The sequence below is a fragment of the Rhizobium sp. ZW T2_16 genome, assembly GCF_044987325.1.
Lineage (GTDB): Bacteria > Pseudomonadota > Alphaproteobacteria > Rhizobiales > Rhizobiaceae > Neorhizobium > Neorhizobium cellulosilyticum.
Genome location: NZ_JBJDRG010000001.1, coordinates 236,781 through 253,749, shown reverse-complemented (window position 1 = coordinate 253,749; position 16,969 = coordinate 236,781). Strand labels below are relative to the sequence as shown.

Annotated in this window: 14 protein-coding genes; 12 read left to right on the top strand and 2 right to left on the bottom strand. The window is 57.1% G+C overall.

All coding sequences use genetic code 11. The features are described from left to right. The first annotated feature begins 33 nt into the window (after window positions 1-33). From rseP to lpxB, 7 genes are all read left to right on the top strand, one after another. Window positions 34-1,155, top strand: a complete 1,122-nt coding sequence (rseP, locus tag ACI3K0_RS01205; protein ID WP_148148061.1) for an RIP metalloprotease RseP — start codon at window positions 34-36, stop codon at window positions 1,153-1,155. A 194-nt stretch (window positions 1,156-1,349) separates the two neighbouring features. Continuing rightward, window positions 1,350-3,686: an outer membrane protein assembly factor BamA gene (gene bamA, locus ACI3K0_RS01200; RefSeq protein WP_148148062.1), complete on the top strand. Its 2,337-nt coding sequence runs from the start codon at window positions 1,350-1,352 to the stop codon at window positions 3,684-3,686. A 51-nt stretch (window positions 3,687-3,737) separates the two neighbouring features. Further along, complete coding sequence (gene lpxD, locus ACI3K0_RS01195; protein ID WP_404944811.1) at window positions 3,738-4,805, top strand: UDP-3-O-(3-hydroxymyristoyl)glucosamine N-acyltransferase; 1,068 nt, start codon at window positions 3,738-3,740, stop codon at window positions 4,803-4,805. Continuing rightward, on the top strand, window positions 4,798-5,265 hold the full coding sequence (gene fabZ, locus ACI3K0_RS01190; protein ID WP_148148064.1) for a 3-hydroxyacyl-ACP dehydratase FabZ: 468 nt from the start codon (window positions 4,798-4,800) through the stop codon (window positions 5,263-5,265). Before lpxD ends, fabZ begins: the two co-directional genes overlap by 8 nt. Beyond that, window positions 5,262-6,077 (top strand): acyl-ACP--UDP-N-acetylglucosamine O-acyltransferase, encoded by an 816-nt coding sequence (gene lpxA / locus ACI3K0_RS01185; protein ID WP_404944810.1) that lies wholly within the window; start codon window positions 5,262-5,264, stop codon window positions 6,075-6,077. Before fabZ ends, lpxA begins: the two co-directional genes overlap by 4 nt. Window positions 6,078-6,082: 5 nt before the next feature. Then, entirely contained in the window at window positions 6,083-6,979 is an 897-nt protein-coding gene (locus ACI3K0_RS01180) for an LpxI family protein (protein ID WP_404944809.1), read from the top strand. Then, window positions 6,976-8,139: a lipid-A-disaccharide synthase gene (lpxB, locus tag ACI3K0_RS01175; RefSeq protein ID WP_404944808.1), complete on the top strand. Its 1,164-nt coding sequence runs from the start codon at window positions 6,976-6,978 to the stop codon at window positions 8,137-8,139. The genes ACI3K0_RS01180 and lpxB overlap by 4 nt, the downstream gene beginning before the upstream one ends. Window positions 8,140-8,238: 99 nt before the next feature. Here the strand turns inward: lpxB and gltA are convergent, their stop codons facing one another. Then, window positions 8,239-9,528, bottom strand: coding sequence for a citrate synthase (gltA, locus tag ACI3K0_RS01170; RefSeq protein ID WP_148148067.1), 1,290 nt, complete (start codon window positions 9,526-9,528; stop codon window positions 8,239-8,241). Window positions 9,529-9,802: 274 nt separating this feature from the next. Between gltA and ACI3K0_RS01165 the strand changes: the two genes are divergently transcribed. Next, window positions 9,803-12,373 (top strand): ComEC/Rec2 family competence protein, encoded by a 2,571-nt coding sequence (locus ACI3K0_RS01165; RefSeq protein ID WP_343226852.1) that lies wholly within the window; start codon window positions 9,803-9,805, stop codon window positions 12,371-12,373. Here ACI3K0_RS01165 and lexA read toward each other — a convergent pair. After that, complete coding sequence (lexA, locus tag ACI3K0_RS01160; RefSeq protein WP_148148069.1) at window positions 12,354-13,067, bottom strand: transcriptional repressor LexA; 714 nt, start codon at window positions 13,065-13,067, stop codon at window positions 12,354-12,356. The genes ACI3K0_RS01165 and lexA overlap by 20 nt on opposite strands. Before the next feature lie 198 nt (window positions 13,068-13,265). Here lexA and ACI3K0_RS01155 point away from each other — a divergent pair, with 198 nt between their 5' ends. From ACI3K0_RS01155 to ACI3K0_RS01140, 4 genes are all read left to right on the top strand, one after another. After that, complete coding sequence (locus ACI3K0_RS01155) at window positions 13,266-14,138, top strand: VOC family protein (RefSeq protein ID WP_183821534.1); 873 nt, start codon at window positions 13,266-13,268, stop codon at window positions 14,136-14,138. 4 nt (window positions 14,139-14,142) lie between these two features. Beyond that, window positions 14,143-14,991: a 3-deoxy-8-phosphooctulonate synthase gene (kdsA, locus tag ACI3K0_RS01150; RefSeq protein WP_183821535.1), complete on the top strand. Its 849-nt coding sequence runs from the start codon at window positions 14,143-14,145 to the stop codon at window positions 14,989-14,991. Window positions 14,992-15,110: 119 nt separating this feature from the next. Beyond that, on the top strand, window positions 15,111-16,385 hold the full coding sequence (gene eno / locus ACI3K0_RS01145) for a phosphopyruvate hydratase (protein ID WP_183821536.1): 1,275 nt from the start codon (window positions 15,111-15,113) through the stop codon (window positions 16,383-16,385). A gap of 198 nt (window positions 16,386-16,583) precedes the next feature. Beyond that, entirely contained in the window at window positions 16,584-16,901 is a 318-nt protein-coding gene (locus tag ACI3K0_RS01140) for a septum formation initiator family protein (RefSeq protein ID WP_183821537.1), read from the top strand. Window positions 16,902-16,969: the final 68 nt, after the last annotated feature.

Here is a 16,969-nt window from a genome sequence, read left to right as displayed (position 1 = left end):
GACCAGCCTCGATATCGTGAAGCGGAAACACTGATGGCCATCTTCGGTTTCATAACGGGCTACATTATCCCGTTCATCCTCGTCCTCTCTCTGCTCGTTTTCGTTCATGAGATGGGTCACTATCTCGTGGGGCGATGGAGCGGAATTCGGGTGACTGCATTTTCGGTCGGCTTTGGTCCTGAATTGATCGGCTTCACCGATAGCCATGGTACACGCTGGAAGCTTTCTGCTATTCCGCTCGGCGGCTACGTAAAGTTCTTTGGTGACGAGGATGCTTCGAGCCTGCCCGATGCATCAAGCGTTTCCCACATGAGCGAGGCCGACAGGGCTCGGACACTTGCGGGCGCAAAGTTGTGGAAACGCGCCGCTACCGTTGCTGCAGGCCCTATCGCCAACTTCATCCTCGCGATCGCCATTTTCGCCGTATTGTTTTCTGTCTACGGCAAGATGATCGCCGATCCGGTTGTCGCCGAAGTGCGTCCGGACAGTGCGGCCGCTGAAGCCGGCGTGCGGCCCGGAGACCGGCTCGTTGCACTCGACGGAAGCAAGGTTTCCACATTCGAGGATGTCCGCCGTTATGTCAGCGTTCGCCCGGAGACGCCAATCGTCGTGACGGTGAAAAGGGACGGTCAGGATCTCGATCTGCCGATGGTGCCGAAGCGCACGGAGATCAACGATCAGTTCGGAAACAAGGTCGAACTCGGGCTTATCGGTGTCGTTACCAATGAGGAGCGCGGCAATTTCCGGCTGGAGACGTTCACTCCGCTTGAGGCTGTCGGCGAGGGCGTGAAAGAGACCGGCAACATTATCACCGGTACATTCCGCTATATCGGCAATCTGGTGACCGGCCGTATGAAGGCTGACCAGCTGGGTGGCCCGGTTCGTGTTGCCCAGGCTTCAGGGCAGATGGCCACGCTCGGCTTTGCCGCGGTAATCCAGCTTGCCGCAGTCCTGTCCGTTTCCATTGGACTTTTGAACCTTATGCCTGTTCCGGTGCTTGACGGCGGCCATTTGGTTTTCTACGCAATAGAAGCTGTGAGGGGGAAGCCTCTGGGTGCGGGAGCTCAGGAGATCGCATTCCGTATCGGTCTTGCGATGGTACTCAGTCTGATGGTGTTTGCCACCTTCAACGATATCACCAACCTTATTGGCTAAGCGAGCTGCGGGTGAATAAACCAATTATTCACCATGTTTACAATGTTGCGTGGCGCGAGAGCCACGCTTCAAAAGGAAGTAAATAGAAATTAACGCGATAGCTTGCTTGTAGGGCAAAAGAAGGTAAAACGACACACGTGGCCGGAGTCGGGCTCCACCCGCCGAGGGACAACGGGAAAAGGTAAGAATTGAAAATGAAGGCTGGTTCAAAGTTTTTGAACGCAGTGTCGGCGTTTGCGCTGTCTGCTAGTGTTGTTGCGTCGGGTTCGGGCGTCATGGTGCTTGCCAGTGCTGCGAGTGCCGAAGCTGCTGTCATCCGCAGCGTTCAGGTGCGTGGCGCCCAGCGCGCCGGCGAGGAAGCTGTTCGGTCCAACCTGACGATTCAGCCCGGTGTTGCCTTTTCCGGCGCTGATATCGACGAATCGGTCAAGCGTCTTTACGCGACCGGTTATTTTTCGGATGTGAAAATCAGCGTTTCCGGCAGTTCGCTTGTGGTGACTGTCGCTGAAAACGAGCTGGTCAACCAGGTCGTCTTCAACGGCAATCGCAAGATCAAGGACGACAAGCTGGCAGGCGTCGTGCAGACGCAGCCGCTTGGTCCTTACAGTCAGGCGATGGTCAATGCCGATATCGAGCGCATTCGCACCGCCTATTCGCAGATCGGTCGCAGCGACGTCGAAATCACGACCCAGACGGTCAATGTCGGTCAGGGTCGTGTAAATATCGCTTTCGTTATCAACGAAGGTGATCGCACAAAGATCGCCGATATCAATTTCGTCGGTAATCAGGCTTACGGCGACGGTCGCCTCAAGGCCGTTATCGCTACCAAGGAATCCGGTCCGCTCTCGTTCCTTACCCGCAAGGACGTTTACAGCCAGGACAAGCTGCGCGCCGACGAAGATGCGCTGCGCCAGTTCTACTACAATCACGGTTATCCGGATTTCCGCATCGTTTCCTCCGATGCGCAGCTCGATACAACGACCAACAAGTACACGATCAACTTCACGGTTGAAGAAGGTGCTCGCTACCAGTTCGGCGATATCAACGTCGAATCCAGCGTCGAAGGCGTTAGCGGCGATGAACTCAAGGGCCTGGTCGAGACCAAGTCCGGCGCTGTTTACGATGCTCGTGAAATTCAGAAGTCTATGGAAGCCATATCCAAGCAGGTTGCGTCGAAGGGGTATCCTTTCGCTCGTGTAACCCCGCGCGGCGACCGTAACCTTCAGACGAATACGATCGGCGTTTCTTACATGGTCGATCAGGGCGAGCGCGCCTATGTCGAGCGTATCGAGATCCGCGGTAACACGCGTACCCGTGACTACGTCATTCGCCGCGAGTTCGATTTCAGTGAAGGCGATGCCTTCAATCAGGAAATGATCTCGCGCGCAAAGCGTCGCCTTGAAGCTCTCGGCTACTTTACGTCGGTCAATATCTCGACCACGCAGGGCAGTGCTGCAGACCGCGTCGTTATCGTCGTCGACGTCGAAGACCAGTCGACCGGCTCGTTCGGTATCGGCGCCGGTTATTCGGCTGGTGGTGACGGCTTTATCCTTGAAGCTTCGGTTGAAGAAAAGAACTTCCTCGGTCGCGGCCAGTATGTTCGTATCGCTGCCGGTGGCGGCCTGAATGACTCGCGTACTTACACGCTGTCATTCACCGAGCCTTATTTCCTCGGTTATCGTCTTGCTGCTGGTTTCGACGTCTTCCGCAGTGAAACGTCATCGAATGATAATTATGATTATTCGGAAACGGGTTTCACGCTGCGCGTGACTGCGCCGATCACCGAAGATTTGGCGACCACCTTCCGTTATACCTACAAGGAGATCAAGTACGAGAGCGACGGCAGCGACTATGCCGATCTGTCGCCTATTTATCAGGATCTCGTTGATCACGGAAAGTATACACAGTCTTCGGTCGCTCAGACGCTGACGTATAATACGCTCGACAGCCAGACCATGGCTCGTGAAGGTATCTATGCGACCTTCACGCATGAGTTCGCTGGCTTGGGCGGCGATTCGGAATTCTATAAGATCTCCGGCCGTGCACGTTACTTCCATACGCTGTCAACCGAGGCCGATCTCATCGGTTCGATCGCAGTCGGTGCAGGTCATGTTTTCGCTACCGGCGACAACCTGAACGTCTTCGACCAATTCACGCTGGGTGGCCGTCAGGTTCGCGGCTTCGACAATAACGGTATCGGTCCGCGCACGAAGGACGACGGCGACGCACTGGGCGGCACGACCTACTTCACGGTTTCGGCCGATGCGTCCATGCCGATGCCGGCTGTTCCGGAAGACATCGGTCTGCGTCTGGCTGCCTTTGCAGACGCAGGCACGCTTTACGGTAACGATGTCAAGACATCTGGAACCGATATCGAAGGCACTGGCATGTCCTGGCGTGCATCCGTCGGTGTCGGCGTCATGTGGGCTTCGCCTTTCGGTAATATCCGGATGGATTACGCAATCCCGGTTCTCAAGGAAGACTTCGACGAGACCCAGGAATTCCGTTTCAGCATGGCAAACCAGTTCTGATCGTTTCCGGCCGCGAAAGCGGCCGGAAGCCTGTTCTGGAGCTTTAGCTTTATGGATCAAAATAATTTCTTTCCGCCCCATCATGGCGTGAGCCTTCGTGAGCTTGCGGTCCATCTTGGGGCAGAGCTTTTGGATGATACTGCCGGGGATCGCGTGATCCGTTCGGTGGCCCCGGTTGTGCGCGCTCAGGAAGGTCAGGTTTGTTATATCCTGTCGCGCAAGAACCGTAAGGAACTTGAGACCTGCATGGCTTCGGCGATCCTGTGCGATCCCGGTCTGGCCAGCATCGTGCCGGGTCACATAGCCGTTCTCCAGACAAAAATGCCGCACTCAGCTTTCGCAATGGCGGGGGCCTTTTTGCATCCGCTTGCGATGCGGCCAAGCCCTGTAACATCGGAAGGTGGGGGTGTGTCACCGGCTGCCTATGTCGATCCGACTGCGCGTCTGGAAGATGGTGTGACGGTTGAGCCCATGGCGGTCGTTGGCGCGCATGCGCATATCGGCTCGGCTACTCGTATCGGAGCCGGTGCTGTTGTCGGCGCGGACGTCCAGATCGGCCGTAATTGCAGCATTGCTGCTGGCGCGAGTGTTGTGGCGGCTCTGATTGGCAACAATGTCATCATCCATAATGGAGCGCGAATCGGCCAGGACGGTTTCGGCTTTGCCCCCGGACAGCGCGGCATGCTGAAAATCGTGCAGATCGGGCGCGTGATCATTCAGGATAATGTCGAGATCGGTGCGAATACCACGATCGACCGCGGCGCCATGGACGATACCGTCATTGGTGAAGGTACGAAAATCGACAATCAGGTCCAGATCGCCCATAACGTCCATATCGGACGCCATTGCGGCATTGCTTCAGGGGCTGGAATCGCCGGTTCGACAAAGATCGGCAACGGCGTCTTGATCGGCGGTGCTTCTGGCATAAATGGTCATATCTCGATCGGAGATGGTGTTCAGATCGCCGCAATGAGCGGCGTCGTGGCAGATATTCCGCCCGGCCTCAGGTATGGTGGAATACCGGCGCGACCAATGAAAGACTTTCTCCGCGAGATGGCCGAAAAGATGAGCCAGGTGGATGATAGGGCAAAACGCAGAGGAGAGAAAAACAATGACTGATGAGACCAAGCCGGAACTCGGCGCGGCCGACATTCAGGAAATCATGAAGCTTCTGCCTCATCGCTATCCTTTTCTGCTCGTTGACAAAATCATCGACATCGATGGTGACAATTCAGCTATCGGTATCAAGAACGTGACGGCGAACGAGCCGCAATTTCAGGGACATTTTCCTGAACGTCCGATTATGCCGGGAGTCCTTCTGGTCGAGGCGATGGCGCAGACCGCCGGTGCGATCTGTGCGCGCAAGGAAGGCGAAGGCGGCAATCTCGTCTATTTCATGACGATCGATAATGCCCGCTTCCGCAAGCCGGTTGTGCCGGGTGATCGCGTGGAATTCCATGTCGTGAAGCAGAAGCAGCGCGGTAATATCTGGAAGTTCCATTGTGATGCCAAAGTCGAGGGCGCACTTGTGGCAGAGGCGGATATCGGCGCAATGATCGTCCGTAAGGAAGGCGAATGAGCACGATTGCAGCCAGCGCCCGTATTCATCCGACGGCGATTGTCGAGGATGGCGCGGTCATCGGTGAGAATGTCATTGTCGGACCATTCAGCCATGTCGGACCTCGCGTCGTTCTCAAGGACGATGTTGAACTGGCATCGCATGTCGTGGTCACCGGCAAGACCAAGATAGGCAGGGGTTGCCGCGTCTTCTCGATGGCCGTTATTGGCGGCGTATCTCAGAGCCTGCATGAGGCCGGAGAAGAATCCACACTGACGGTCGGCTCCAACTGCGTCATGCGCGAAGGCGTAACAATGAATACCGGCACGGTTGGCGGTGGTGGCGAGACAGTTGTCGGTAACAACTGCCTGTTCCTTGCCAACAGCCATGTGGCGCATGACTGCCAGCTTGGCAGCGACATCATCATGTCCAACAATGTGATGCTGGCCGGGCATGTTCATGTCGCAGACCGCGCCATTCTGGGTGGCGGCTGTGCTGTTCATCAGTTTTCTCGCATCGGTCGCCAAGCCTTTATTGGCGGTCTTTCGGCGGTCAACTATGATGTCATTCCCTATGGCATGCTGAACGGTAACCCGGGTGTTCTGGGCGGGCTGAACGTGGTCGGAATGACGCGCGCCGGCATGGATAAGCAGACGATCCATCGTGTGCGCCGCGCCTACAAGGATATCTTCGAAGGTGAGGGCAATGTTCGGGCGAATGCGGCCGCCGTTCGCGATGCCTATGTTGATTGCGCGGAAGCGATGGAAATCATCGATTTCATCACTGCCGACAGTGATCGTGCAATTTCCTCTCCCTTCCGCAGGAAGGGATGAGGTCCATGCCCGGCACGTCCGGCATGGCGCAAGAAGGTCATTCCGATGGTCGCCTGGCTATTATCGCAGGCCGTGGATTGTTGCCGCTCTATCTGGCGCAGGCTGCCAGAGCTGAAGGGGAAAATCCTTTCATCGTCGCTCTCAAGGATGAAGCCGATCACCGTTTCGATGGTTTCGAAATCATCTCCGTCGGCGTCGGCAATCTTGCAGCGATTGAAAAGTCTTTCCGTGAGTTGAAGATCGGCCGCGTCGTCATGTCCGGCGGCGTTGCCCGTCGGCCTGAATGGCGCGATATCCGGCCGACGTTAAAGACCATACTCAGCATGCCGTCCGTCGTGCGCACGCTGATGTCACATGGTGATGACACGGTCCTGCAAATGGTGATCAAGCTCATCGAGGGGATGGGTTGCACGGTGATCGGCGCCCACGAAATTGCGCCCGGCCTGCTTGCGCGCCTGGGACCGTTAGGACAAATGTCTCCGACCGGTGATGATTTGCGGGATATTGCCAGAGGGGTCGAGGCCGCGCTGGCTCTCGGTCATCTGGATATAGGGCAGGGCGCTGTTTCCGTCGGTGGCCGCGTTGTCGCCATGGAAGGCGTCGAAGGCACCGATGCCATGCTTCAGCGGGTTGCGGAACTGCGCATCGGCGGTAGAATTTCGGCGCGTCGGCGTGGCGTGCTGGTCAAGCTTTGCAAGCCGCAGCAGGACATGCGCGCAGATCTTCCGACGATCGGGCCGTCAACCGTCGAAAATGCGGCGCGGGCAGGCCTTGCCGGTATCGCCGTGGAGGCTGGTAGGGCGCTTGTGCTTGAGGAAGCGGCACTGATCTCGGCGGCGGATGCGGTGGGTATTTTCGTTTGCGGGATCGACCCGACGCTTGAAAACGGAGGGCTTTCATGAGCCGTGTCCTGAAGGTTGGCGTTATCGCAGGCGAGGTATCCGGTGATCTTCTGGGTGGCGATCTGATCACGGCGCTCAAGGCTGCTCATGATGGGCCGGTGGAACTCGTCGGCGTGGGCGGAGATGCGCTGGCGGCGCAGGGTCTGCGTTCGCTTTTCGACTTTTCCGAGCTGTCGATCATGGGCTTGACGCAGGTTCTGTCCAGGTTGCCGAACCTGATCAAGCGCATCAACCAGACGGCAAGTGCGGTAATTGCGGCGAGGCCGGATGTGCTCGTCATCATCGACAGCCCGGACTTTACACATCGCGTGGCGAAGAAGGTGAGGGTGGCACTACCACGGCTGCCGATCGTCAACTATGTCTGCCCGAGCGTGTGGGCATGGAAAGAATATCGAGCCAAGGCAATGCTCGCTTATGTCGATCGCGTGCTTGCAGTCCTGCCGTTCGAACCGGAGGCGATGCAAAGGCTTGGCGGACCGGAGACGATTTTCGTTGGTCATCGTCTGACCAATGATCCGGACCTTCTTGAGGTCCGGCGCCAACGAGCGGCGCGACCGACCAAGGCGGTCAGCGAGAAAAAAACGATCCTGCTTTTGCCCGGCTCCCGGTCCGCGGAAATCAAAAGCCTTTTGCCTGTCTTCGGTGAGGCGGCAAAGGAGTTTTCGGAGCGTAACGGGGCCACGCGTTTTCTGCTGCCGACCGTTCCGCGTAGTGAAGCGCTGGTGCGGGAAATCGCTGCCAGTCTTCCGGTTGCCGTGGAGGTGGTTTCGGGTGCCGAGGCGAAGTGGGGTGCCTTCATCGAGGCCGATACTGCGATGGCAGCCTCCGGTACGGTCATCCTTGAACTTGGTCTTGCGACCGTTCCGGTCGTTTCCGCTTACAAGACGGATTGGCTGATCAAGCTGCTCGCGGGTCGGATCAAGATCTGGACAGGAGCCTTGCCCAACCTCATCGCCGATTATCCCGTCGTGCCAGAGTATATCAACGAGGTGGTTCGACCCGGCAGCCTGTGCCGTTGGTCGGAGCGGCTGTCGAACGATACCGTACAGCGCCGGGCAATGCTGGAAGGATTTGATCTCGCATGGCAGCGGCTGCAGGTGCCGGTTCCTCCGGGCGAGGCGGCCGCGACAGCTGTCCTGGATCTATTGAACCGCAGCTAGCTTCACCGGCTGTTCGTGTGGAGCTGCCGATGAAGGTCTCTTCGTCCAATAAAAAACCCGGTCATACGACCGGGTTTTTTGTTTTTATCCAGATGGCGCTTAGCGCTTCGAAATCGGCAGGTAGTCACGCTTGGCTTCGCCCGTGTAGAGCTGGCGCGGGCGGCCGATACGCTGCTGCGGATCTTCGATCATCTCGGCCCATTGGGCGATCCAGCCGACGGTGCGGGCGAGTGCGAAGAGCACGGTGAACATGGTGGTGGGGAAGCCCATCGCCTTCAGCGTGATACCCGAATAGAAGTCGATGTTCGGATAGAGCTTCTTCTCGATGAAGTATTCGTCCGTGAGCGCGATCTTTTCGAGTTCCATGGCAACCTGCAGGAGCGGGTCGTCCTTGTGACCGAGTTCGGCCAGAACCTCATGCGTGGTCTTCTGCATGATCTTGGCGCGCGGGTCGTAGTTCTTGTAGACGCGGTGACCGAAGCCCATCAGGCGGAACGGATCGTTCTTATCCTTGGCGCGTGCGATGTATTCCGGGATCTTGTCGACCGAACCGATTTCCTGAAGCATGTTGAGCGCTGCTTCGTTGGCACCACCGTGCGCTGGACCCCACAGGCAGGCAATGCCGGCGGCGATACAGGCAAACGGATTTGCACCGGAAGAACCGGCAAGGCGAACCGTCGATGTGGAAGCGTTCTGCTCATGGTCGGCATGCAGAATGAAGATGCGGTCCATGGCACGGGCCAGAACCGGATTCACCTTGTACTCTTCGCAAGGAACGGCAAAGCACATGCGCAGGAAGTTCGACGAATAGTCGAGGTGGTTCTGCGGATATACGAACGGCTGGCCGATATGGTACTTGTAGGCCATGGCCGCTATCGTCGGCATCTTGGCGATCATGCGCAGCGAAGCGACCATGCGCTGGTGCGGATCGGTGATATCGGTCGAGTCATGATAGAAGGCCGACAGAGCGCCGACGCAGCCACACATGACGGCCATCGGATGCGCATCGCGGCGGAAACCGGTGAAGAAGCGGCTCATCTGCTCGTGCACCATGGTGTGGTGCGTCACGCGATGATCGAAGTCCTTCTTCTGAGCTGCGGTCGGCAGTTCCCCGTAAAGAAGCAAATAGCAGGTTTCGAGGAAGTCACCCTGTTCGGCAAGCTGCTCGATCGGATAGCCGCGATGAAGAAGCACGCCTTCGTCGCCGTCGATATAGGTGATTTTCGATTCACACGAAGCGGTCGAGGTAAACCCGGGGTCGTAGGTGAAGGCCCCGGTATGTTTATAGAGCGCGCCGATATCGATAACGTCAGGACCGATCGTACCGGACTTGACCGACAGGTCGACCTTCTTGTCACCGAGAGCGAGAGTTGCGCTTGTTTCCGTCATTCTGATCCTCCAACCGGTTGGCGGCATGACGCCTCAAAAGCGCCATAAGCATTAAGCGTTCCACGTTTAGCTATATGATCCTTTAGCAGATGCCAAGCTGTTCTGACGGCAAATTGTGCAGCGCGATACGATATTGGGCATCGACATTTGACCCTGTGGCCAACCCCTTGTTGCAATCAGAAAATCGGTTCTGGTGGCAAGCCCATATGCGTCAGGTTGACGCACTCAAAAAGAACGCTCAGGTTGTATTTTATGATCGGGGCAGGCTGGTTCAATGCGGGCTGAAGGTTTCGAGAAGATAGATACCAAAACGTTGAGCCGGCGCTCTAATGCTGCTGCCGAGCCGATATCGCATTTTCAACCGGCGCCTGATGATTTGGCCATCAGAACTGCAGCCCATCGATATACTGCAGCGATAGCGCCGGTTTCTTACGGAAGGCGAATTGGTGCGCCATTCGCGGAGGCGCGAGCATTTCTTTCAATTTCGCTCCGCGAGGAGCGCCTCCATGGTCACGGCTTTCTGTTCATGCCTGTTGCAATTGGCATCGGTTCGGCAGTGTGGTTCCTCAGCCCGGTGGAGCCGTTGGCATGGGTGCCGTTCCTTGCTCTTGCCGTGCTGGCGGCTCTGGCGTTGATAACAAGAGATGGTTGCGCGCGTGTCTTTTTCACATTTGCGTGTCTGGGCTTTTGTGGCATGGCGCTGGCCGAGATCGAAGCGTGGCGGCAATCGACGGTCATTCTCGATTCACCGGTAACAACGGATGTCATGGGCGTTGTCGAGCGTAGTGAGGCTGCCGGTCCCGGGCGACTGCGTTATATCGTGGCTGTGCGACAGACAGCAAACCCCATTCTTCGGCGCCCGCCTGTCCGGGTTTCGCTGCTGGCAAGGGCGCAGCATCAGCCGTTTGACAACGGGGCAGCTATTTCCGGACGCGCAAGGCTGTCACCGCCTTCCGGGCCGGCCTTGCCCGGTCTGCACGACTTTGCCTTCTCGGCATATTTCGATGGCATTGGTGCGGTGGGGTATTTCTATAGCGCTCCGCAGCAGGCTGGAGGGTCGGATGTGGCGACCGGCTGGCCACAGCTCGCCTTACGCTGGCTCTTCGATCTGCGCAGGCAGATCGGCAATCGTATTCGCGAGATTGCGCCGGGTGATGCCGGTGCCTTCGCCGCCGCCATTGTCACCGATGAGAGACGGGCAATTTCCGAAGATACAGTCGAGGCGCTACGGGTCTCCGGCCTCGCTCACATCGTTGCCATTTCCGGATTGAATATGGCGCTTGCCGCCGGGATTTTCTTCGTGGGATTGCGTAGCGTCTTTGCTCTTTTCCCTGGCCTCGCACAGGCCCTGCCAATCAAGAAGATTGCCGCCGGCGGGGCGCTTGCAATGGTTACGGCCTATTATCTGGTATCGGGCTTCGGTGTATCCGCCCAGCGCGCCTATATCATGATGGCGGTGATACTTGTTGCCGTGCTTTTGGACCGGCCCTCGATAAGTTTGCGAAATGTAGCCTTGTCTGCGCTGATCATCCTCATCTGGACGCCTTCGGAAATTCTGGGGCCAAGTTTCCAGATGTCGTTTGCTGCCACGGTTGCGCTCGTGGCCGGTTATGCGGCCTGGTCGCGACGCCCTGAAACGGAAGAGCGGGAGCGATTTCCCATCCGTCATCCTCTGGTGACATTGGCTGCCGTTGGCTGGCGCTTTATCGCCGGCATTATCGCGACATCGCTGATTGGTAGTCTTGCGACGACGATGTTTTCCGTCGAGCATTTCCATCGCGTCGCCACCTATGGGCTTGCCGCGAACCTGGCTGCCATGCCGATCATCAGCTTCCTGGTGATGCCGGCCGGGCTTGCTGCGATGTTGTTGATGCCCTTCGGCCTCGATGCTCCCTTCATCGGGATCATGGCCTGGAGCCTCGAATGGGTCATCTTGATCGCGAAGCATGTAGCGGGATGGGGCGGGGACATTGTCGTCGGAGAACAGCACCCCTGGTTTTTGCCGCTTGGGGTCTGCGGTTTTCTGCTACTGACGCTCCTCAGGACACGGCTTCGCTATTCGGGCTTACCTTTCCTGTTTACCGCTGCGGCCCTGTTCTGGGTGGGGGTGCAACACGCCCAATCAAGTCTTCTCATCGCTGAAGATGGGAACCTCGTTGCTTATCGAGATGCAGAACGTGCTGCCGCCAACAGGAAACGTCCCTCCGAGTTCGTCTATGGGCAGTGGATGTATGCGCGACAGCTTCCAGTGCTGGCTATGCCGGAGATGTTGGAAAGTGAAATTCTAAAAAATATGCCGGGTTCTTCCAGTGAAAGACTTCCGGAACACGTTCTGATCGAAGCGCAGCGACTGATGAAGGAGGCAGGGAGTGTCAGATTCTCATGTCAGCTCAAGGCCTGGTGCGCATTCATGTCACCGGAAGGTGTTTTGGTCGTTGTTGTTGATGATGGCCGTTATGCCGGAGCGGCTTGCGACGTTGCCGGCCTTGTTATCGCGCCGCGTGCGCGTTTCCATTCCTGTCGGTCTGGTACCCCGATGCTGAGCGGCGCCAGCCTGCGCAAGACAGGGTCAATTGAAATCGATCTTTCCGGGGCGGCGGCAGCCGGAAAATGGAGTGTCACGACAGCAATGGCTGGCACGGTTCGCCCATGGACCATTCATCGCCAATACGACTGGCGACGCAATCTCTATGACCCGTATCTGCCGGAATGGATTTCCAAACCAAAATCGAGTGGCCGTCTTGAGGCGCAGTTTGCTGTCTCAGATCAAGCAGGAACGGATTATCGATCAGAAGCGCCAACTGATGTTGGCAACAATTCCGGTGTCAGTGATAACGGCGAATGAGGCCGACGAGCCTGCCCTGGACCTTGACCCGATCCGGTGGAAAAATTCGTGTCTCGTAAGCCGGGTTTGCCGCTTCCAGCGCAATCGAGCCACCCTTGCGGCGGAAGCGCTTGAGTGTGGCCTCTTCATCATCCACGAGTGCAACGACGATATCGCCCGGATTGGCGGTGTTGCCGTTGCGAATGATGACGGTGTCGCCATCCAGAATTCCGGCCTCGATCATCGAGTCGCCCTTGACTTCAAGCGCATAATGCTCGCCGGATCCCAACATCTCTACGGGGACGGAAATGTCGTGGGTATTATTCTGAATTGCCGAGATCGGTACGCCGGCGGCGATGCGGCCCATGACCGGCACGCTTGCAGACGCGCTGTCATTGGCGGAGACAGGCGGGGCAGCAGGCGTCGCCGGCTTCTTGCCAAGGCTTCCCTCGATCACGCTCGGTGAAAAACCGCGTTTCGGCTGCAGCGTGGGAACATAGGCTTCGGGAAGCTTGATGACCTCGAGTGCGCGCGCTCTGTTGGGGAGACGGCGAATGAAACCGCGCTCTTCAAGTGCCGTGATGAGCCGATGGATGCCCGACTTCGACGCAAGGTCGAGAGCGTCCTTCATTTCATCGAAAGACGGAGGTACGCCCGACTCCTTCATCCGTTCGTGAATGAACAAAAGCAGTTCCTGTTGCTTGCGAGTCAGCATGTGAGGCGCACCTTCAGATTTGAAACAAATGCAGAACGAACACTATATGTTCCATATGTGTTCCGCAAGTCCTTAAATTTTCGTGACAATATAATCAGTTTCTTGGATGCCGAATGACGTTCTCAGTCGGAATCTACTTGCGCTCCCCGGCGGTCTGCCCAATCTACGCCTAGCGGATCAGAAGTCTGGGGGACATGTGTGACTGCTAGGAATATCGATCATCTCGTTTTGCCTGTTGGAAATCTCGGCAAGGCACGCGAGCGGCTGTCGTCTTTGGGTTTCACTGTCGCGCCTGACGGCGTGCATCCCTTCGGTACGGCCAATGCCTGTGTTTTTTTTGAAGACGGTACCTATCTGGAGCCACTGGCTGTTGCGGACAGGCGCAAGGCGGGGGCTCATGCCAAGAAAGGCAATGTCTTTGTCGAGCGCGATCTGGCTTATCGCGGTCGCCGCGGACGTGAAGGCTTGTCGGCCATCGTGGTCTCCAGTGAAGACGCGTCGAACGATCATCGGCATTATGTCGCGGCCGGAATTTCCGGCGGTGAGCCCCTCGAATTCGGCAGAGCTGTAAAGTCTCCGGACGGTGACGAGGTCGAAGCTCGTTTCCAGCTTGCTTTTGCCGCGATGGATGGTGCGGCTGATTTCTTTACTTTCTCCTGCCAGCGGCTGGTATCTTTCCCTCAGGATATGGCTGAATTGCGTATCCATGCCAATTCGGTTGCCGGTTTGAAGGAAGTCATTTTGGCAAGTGATGATCCGCATGCTTCGGTTGCCTTTTTTGACAATGTGCTGCGAGCGCCGGGTATCGAAGTTGAAGGTGGACTGGTGTTCCAGGCTGAAACGGGAGCCGTGCGCGTTCTCAGGCGCGAGCAAATTGCGCATGACTTCGGTCTTCCTATCGAAGGGGTGGCAGCCGGGTTGGTAGGGGAGGCCGTGATCTTTCGCAGTCTTGATCTGGCCGTGACAGAGATCATCCTTGCTGCTAATGACGTCGCATTCATTCGCCGGGATGGTCGCGTTCTCGTGTCGCCGTCGCCCGGCCAAGGCGTTTTGTTCGGCTTCGAGGAATAGTAGAATGGCAGTCTCCCCCAATTCAGAAGTTTCGGTCGGCGAAGGCGACAAAAAGGTCGTATTCTCCAATGCAGGCCGGCTTTCGCTGATCGCGGGGCCTTGCCAGATGGAAAGCCGTGATCATGCCTTCATGATCGCCGGCACGATGAGCGAGCTCTGCGGCAAGCTCGGCATCGGGCTGGTCTACAAGTCCTCCTTTGACAAGGCCAACCGTACGTCGATCTCCGGCAAGCGCGGCATCGGACTTGAAAATGCGATGGAGATTTTTGCCGACCTGAAGAAGGAATTCGGCTTCCCGGTCCTGAGCGACATCCATACGGAAGAGCAGTGCGGGCTTGTTGCGCCAACCGTCGACATCCTGCAGATCCCGGCCTTTCTGTCGCGTCAGACCGATCTTCTGGTCGCAGCCGCCAAGACCGGCCGGGCGATCAACGTCAAGAAAGGCCAGTTCCTGGCCCCCTGGGACATGAAGAACGTCCAGGCGAAATTTACCGAGAGCGGTAATCCTAACGTGATGCTGTGCGAACGCGGCGCCTCCTTCGGTTACAACACGCTCGTCTCCGACATGCGTTCGTTGCCGATCATGGCTTCGCTCGGATCGCCGGTGATCTTTGACGCCACGCACTCGGTGCAGCAGCCGGGCGGGCAGGGTGGCTCCAGCGGTGGCCAGCGCGAATTCGTTGAAACGCTGGCGCGTGCGGCCGTCGCAGTGGGTATTGCCGGTGTATTCATCGAAACCCATGAAGATCCGGACAACGCCCCGTCGGATGGTCCGAACATGGTGCATCTGAAAGACATGCCTCGGCTTCTGGAAAAGCTGATGGCTTTCGATGCGGTGGCCAAGGCTGCCTGAACTTCAAAAAAGCGCTTGAGCGTTGTCAAAGCGCAGAAAGCGCCAACACTGTAATTGGCGTGTCATTGAACGTGATACATTTTCAATGACTGCATGGACTTAACTCTGAGGAGAGACCCTTGACTGCTATTACCGATATTATCGCTCGCGAGATCCTCGATAGCCGTGGCAACCCGACCGTCGAAGTTGACGTCTATCTGGAAGACGGCTCGATGGGCCGCGCCGCTGTTCCGTCGGGCGCATCGACGGGTGCCCACGAAGCTGTCGAATTGCGCGATGGCGGCAAGCGCTTTGGCGGCAAGGGTGTCGAGAAGGCCGTTGAAGCGGTCAATACGGAAATCTTCGATGCCATCGGCGGTTTCGATGCCGAAAGCCAGATCCATATCGACAAGACGATGATCGCGCTCGACGGCACGCCGAACAAGTCGCGTCTCGGCGCAAACGCCATTCTCGGCGTGTCGCTGGCCGTTGCCAAGGCTGCCGCCGAATCGGCTGGCCTGCCGCTTTACCGTTATGTCGGCGGCGCTGGCGCACATGTTCTGCCGGTTCCGATGATGAACATCATCAATGGCGGCGCACATGCCGACAACCCGATCGATTTCCAGGAATTCATGATCATGCCGGTCGGCGCCGAAACGCTGAAGGATGCCGTGCGGGTTGGTTCGGAAATCTTCCACGTCCTGAAGAAGGAACTGGGCGCACAGGGTCATAACACCAACGTTGGTGACGAAGGCGGCTTTGCGCCGGGTCTGAAGAGTGCGCCGGAAGCCCTTGATTTCATCGTCAAGTCGATCGAAAAGGCCGGCTACAAGCCGGGTGAAGACGTATTCCTCGGCCTCGATTGCGCCTCGACCGAATTCTTCAAGGATGGCAATTACGTTCTCGAAGGTGAAGGCCGCACGCTGGAATCGGCTGCCATGGCTGAATACCTGGCCGAACTTGCTGGCAAGTATCCGATCATCTCGATCGAAGACGGCATGGCCGAAGACGACTGGGAAGGCTGGAAGATCCTGACCGACAAGATCGGCTCCAAGGTTCAGCTGGTCGGCGACGATCTGTTCGTCACCAATTCCGCCCGCCTGCGCGACGGTATCAAGATGGGCGTTGCCAACTCCATCCTGGTCAAGGTCAACCAGATCGGCTCGCTGACGGAAACGCTCGATGCCGTCGAGACTGCCCACAAGGCTGCATACACCGCCGTCATGTCGCACCGCTCGGGTGAAACGGAAGATTCGACGATTGCCGATCTCGCCGTTGCCACCAATTGCGGTCAGATCAAGACCGGTTCGCTTTCGCGTTCGGACCGTCTGGCCAAGTACAATCAGCTGATCCGTATCGAGGAAATGCTCGGCCCGCAGGCCGTTTATGCAGGCCGCTCGATCCTGAAGGGCTAAGGAATGGTCGGCCGGAAGGCCGCTCTCCTGAAGGCAGAATGACATTCGAAAAGCCCGCGTCCTCGACGCGGGCTGTTTCATATCTGCGCTGCAGCGCGGCAAACGAAACGAATGCTTAAGCAAGTTCTGCGATTTTCAGATCCTATCCTGGGACGATGAATCGCTCCCGCCGCGTAAGCTCAAGGTTTAAGAACAGGCATGTGGACAAGACATCACAAACAAAGAAAGTTTGGCCGTTTCATCCTGCCTGCAATCACCGTCGCGTTTCTTTCCTATTTCGGCTATCATTCTATCCACGGTGATCTTGGTCTTATCGCGACCGAGGAGTTCGAGAAGCAGCGCATCGCGCGTAGCAGCGAGCTTGCGGCGCTCACCTCCAAGCGCGAAGCATTGGAGCGTCAGGTCCATCTGATGAGTGATGGCTCACTCGATAAAGACATGCTTGATGAAATTGCGCGTTATCAATTAAATGTATCCCGCTCGGACGAAATAGTCATATTTAACAATTATTTCTGAGTTAACCTAATTTCGGTTAACTTGATTTTCGTGATTTATTTCAGTGGCTTATGCGGAATGAGAGCCAT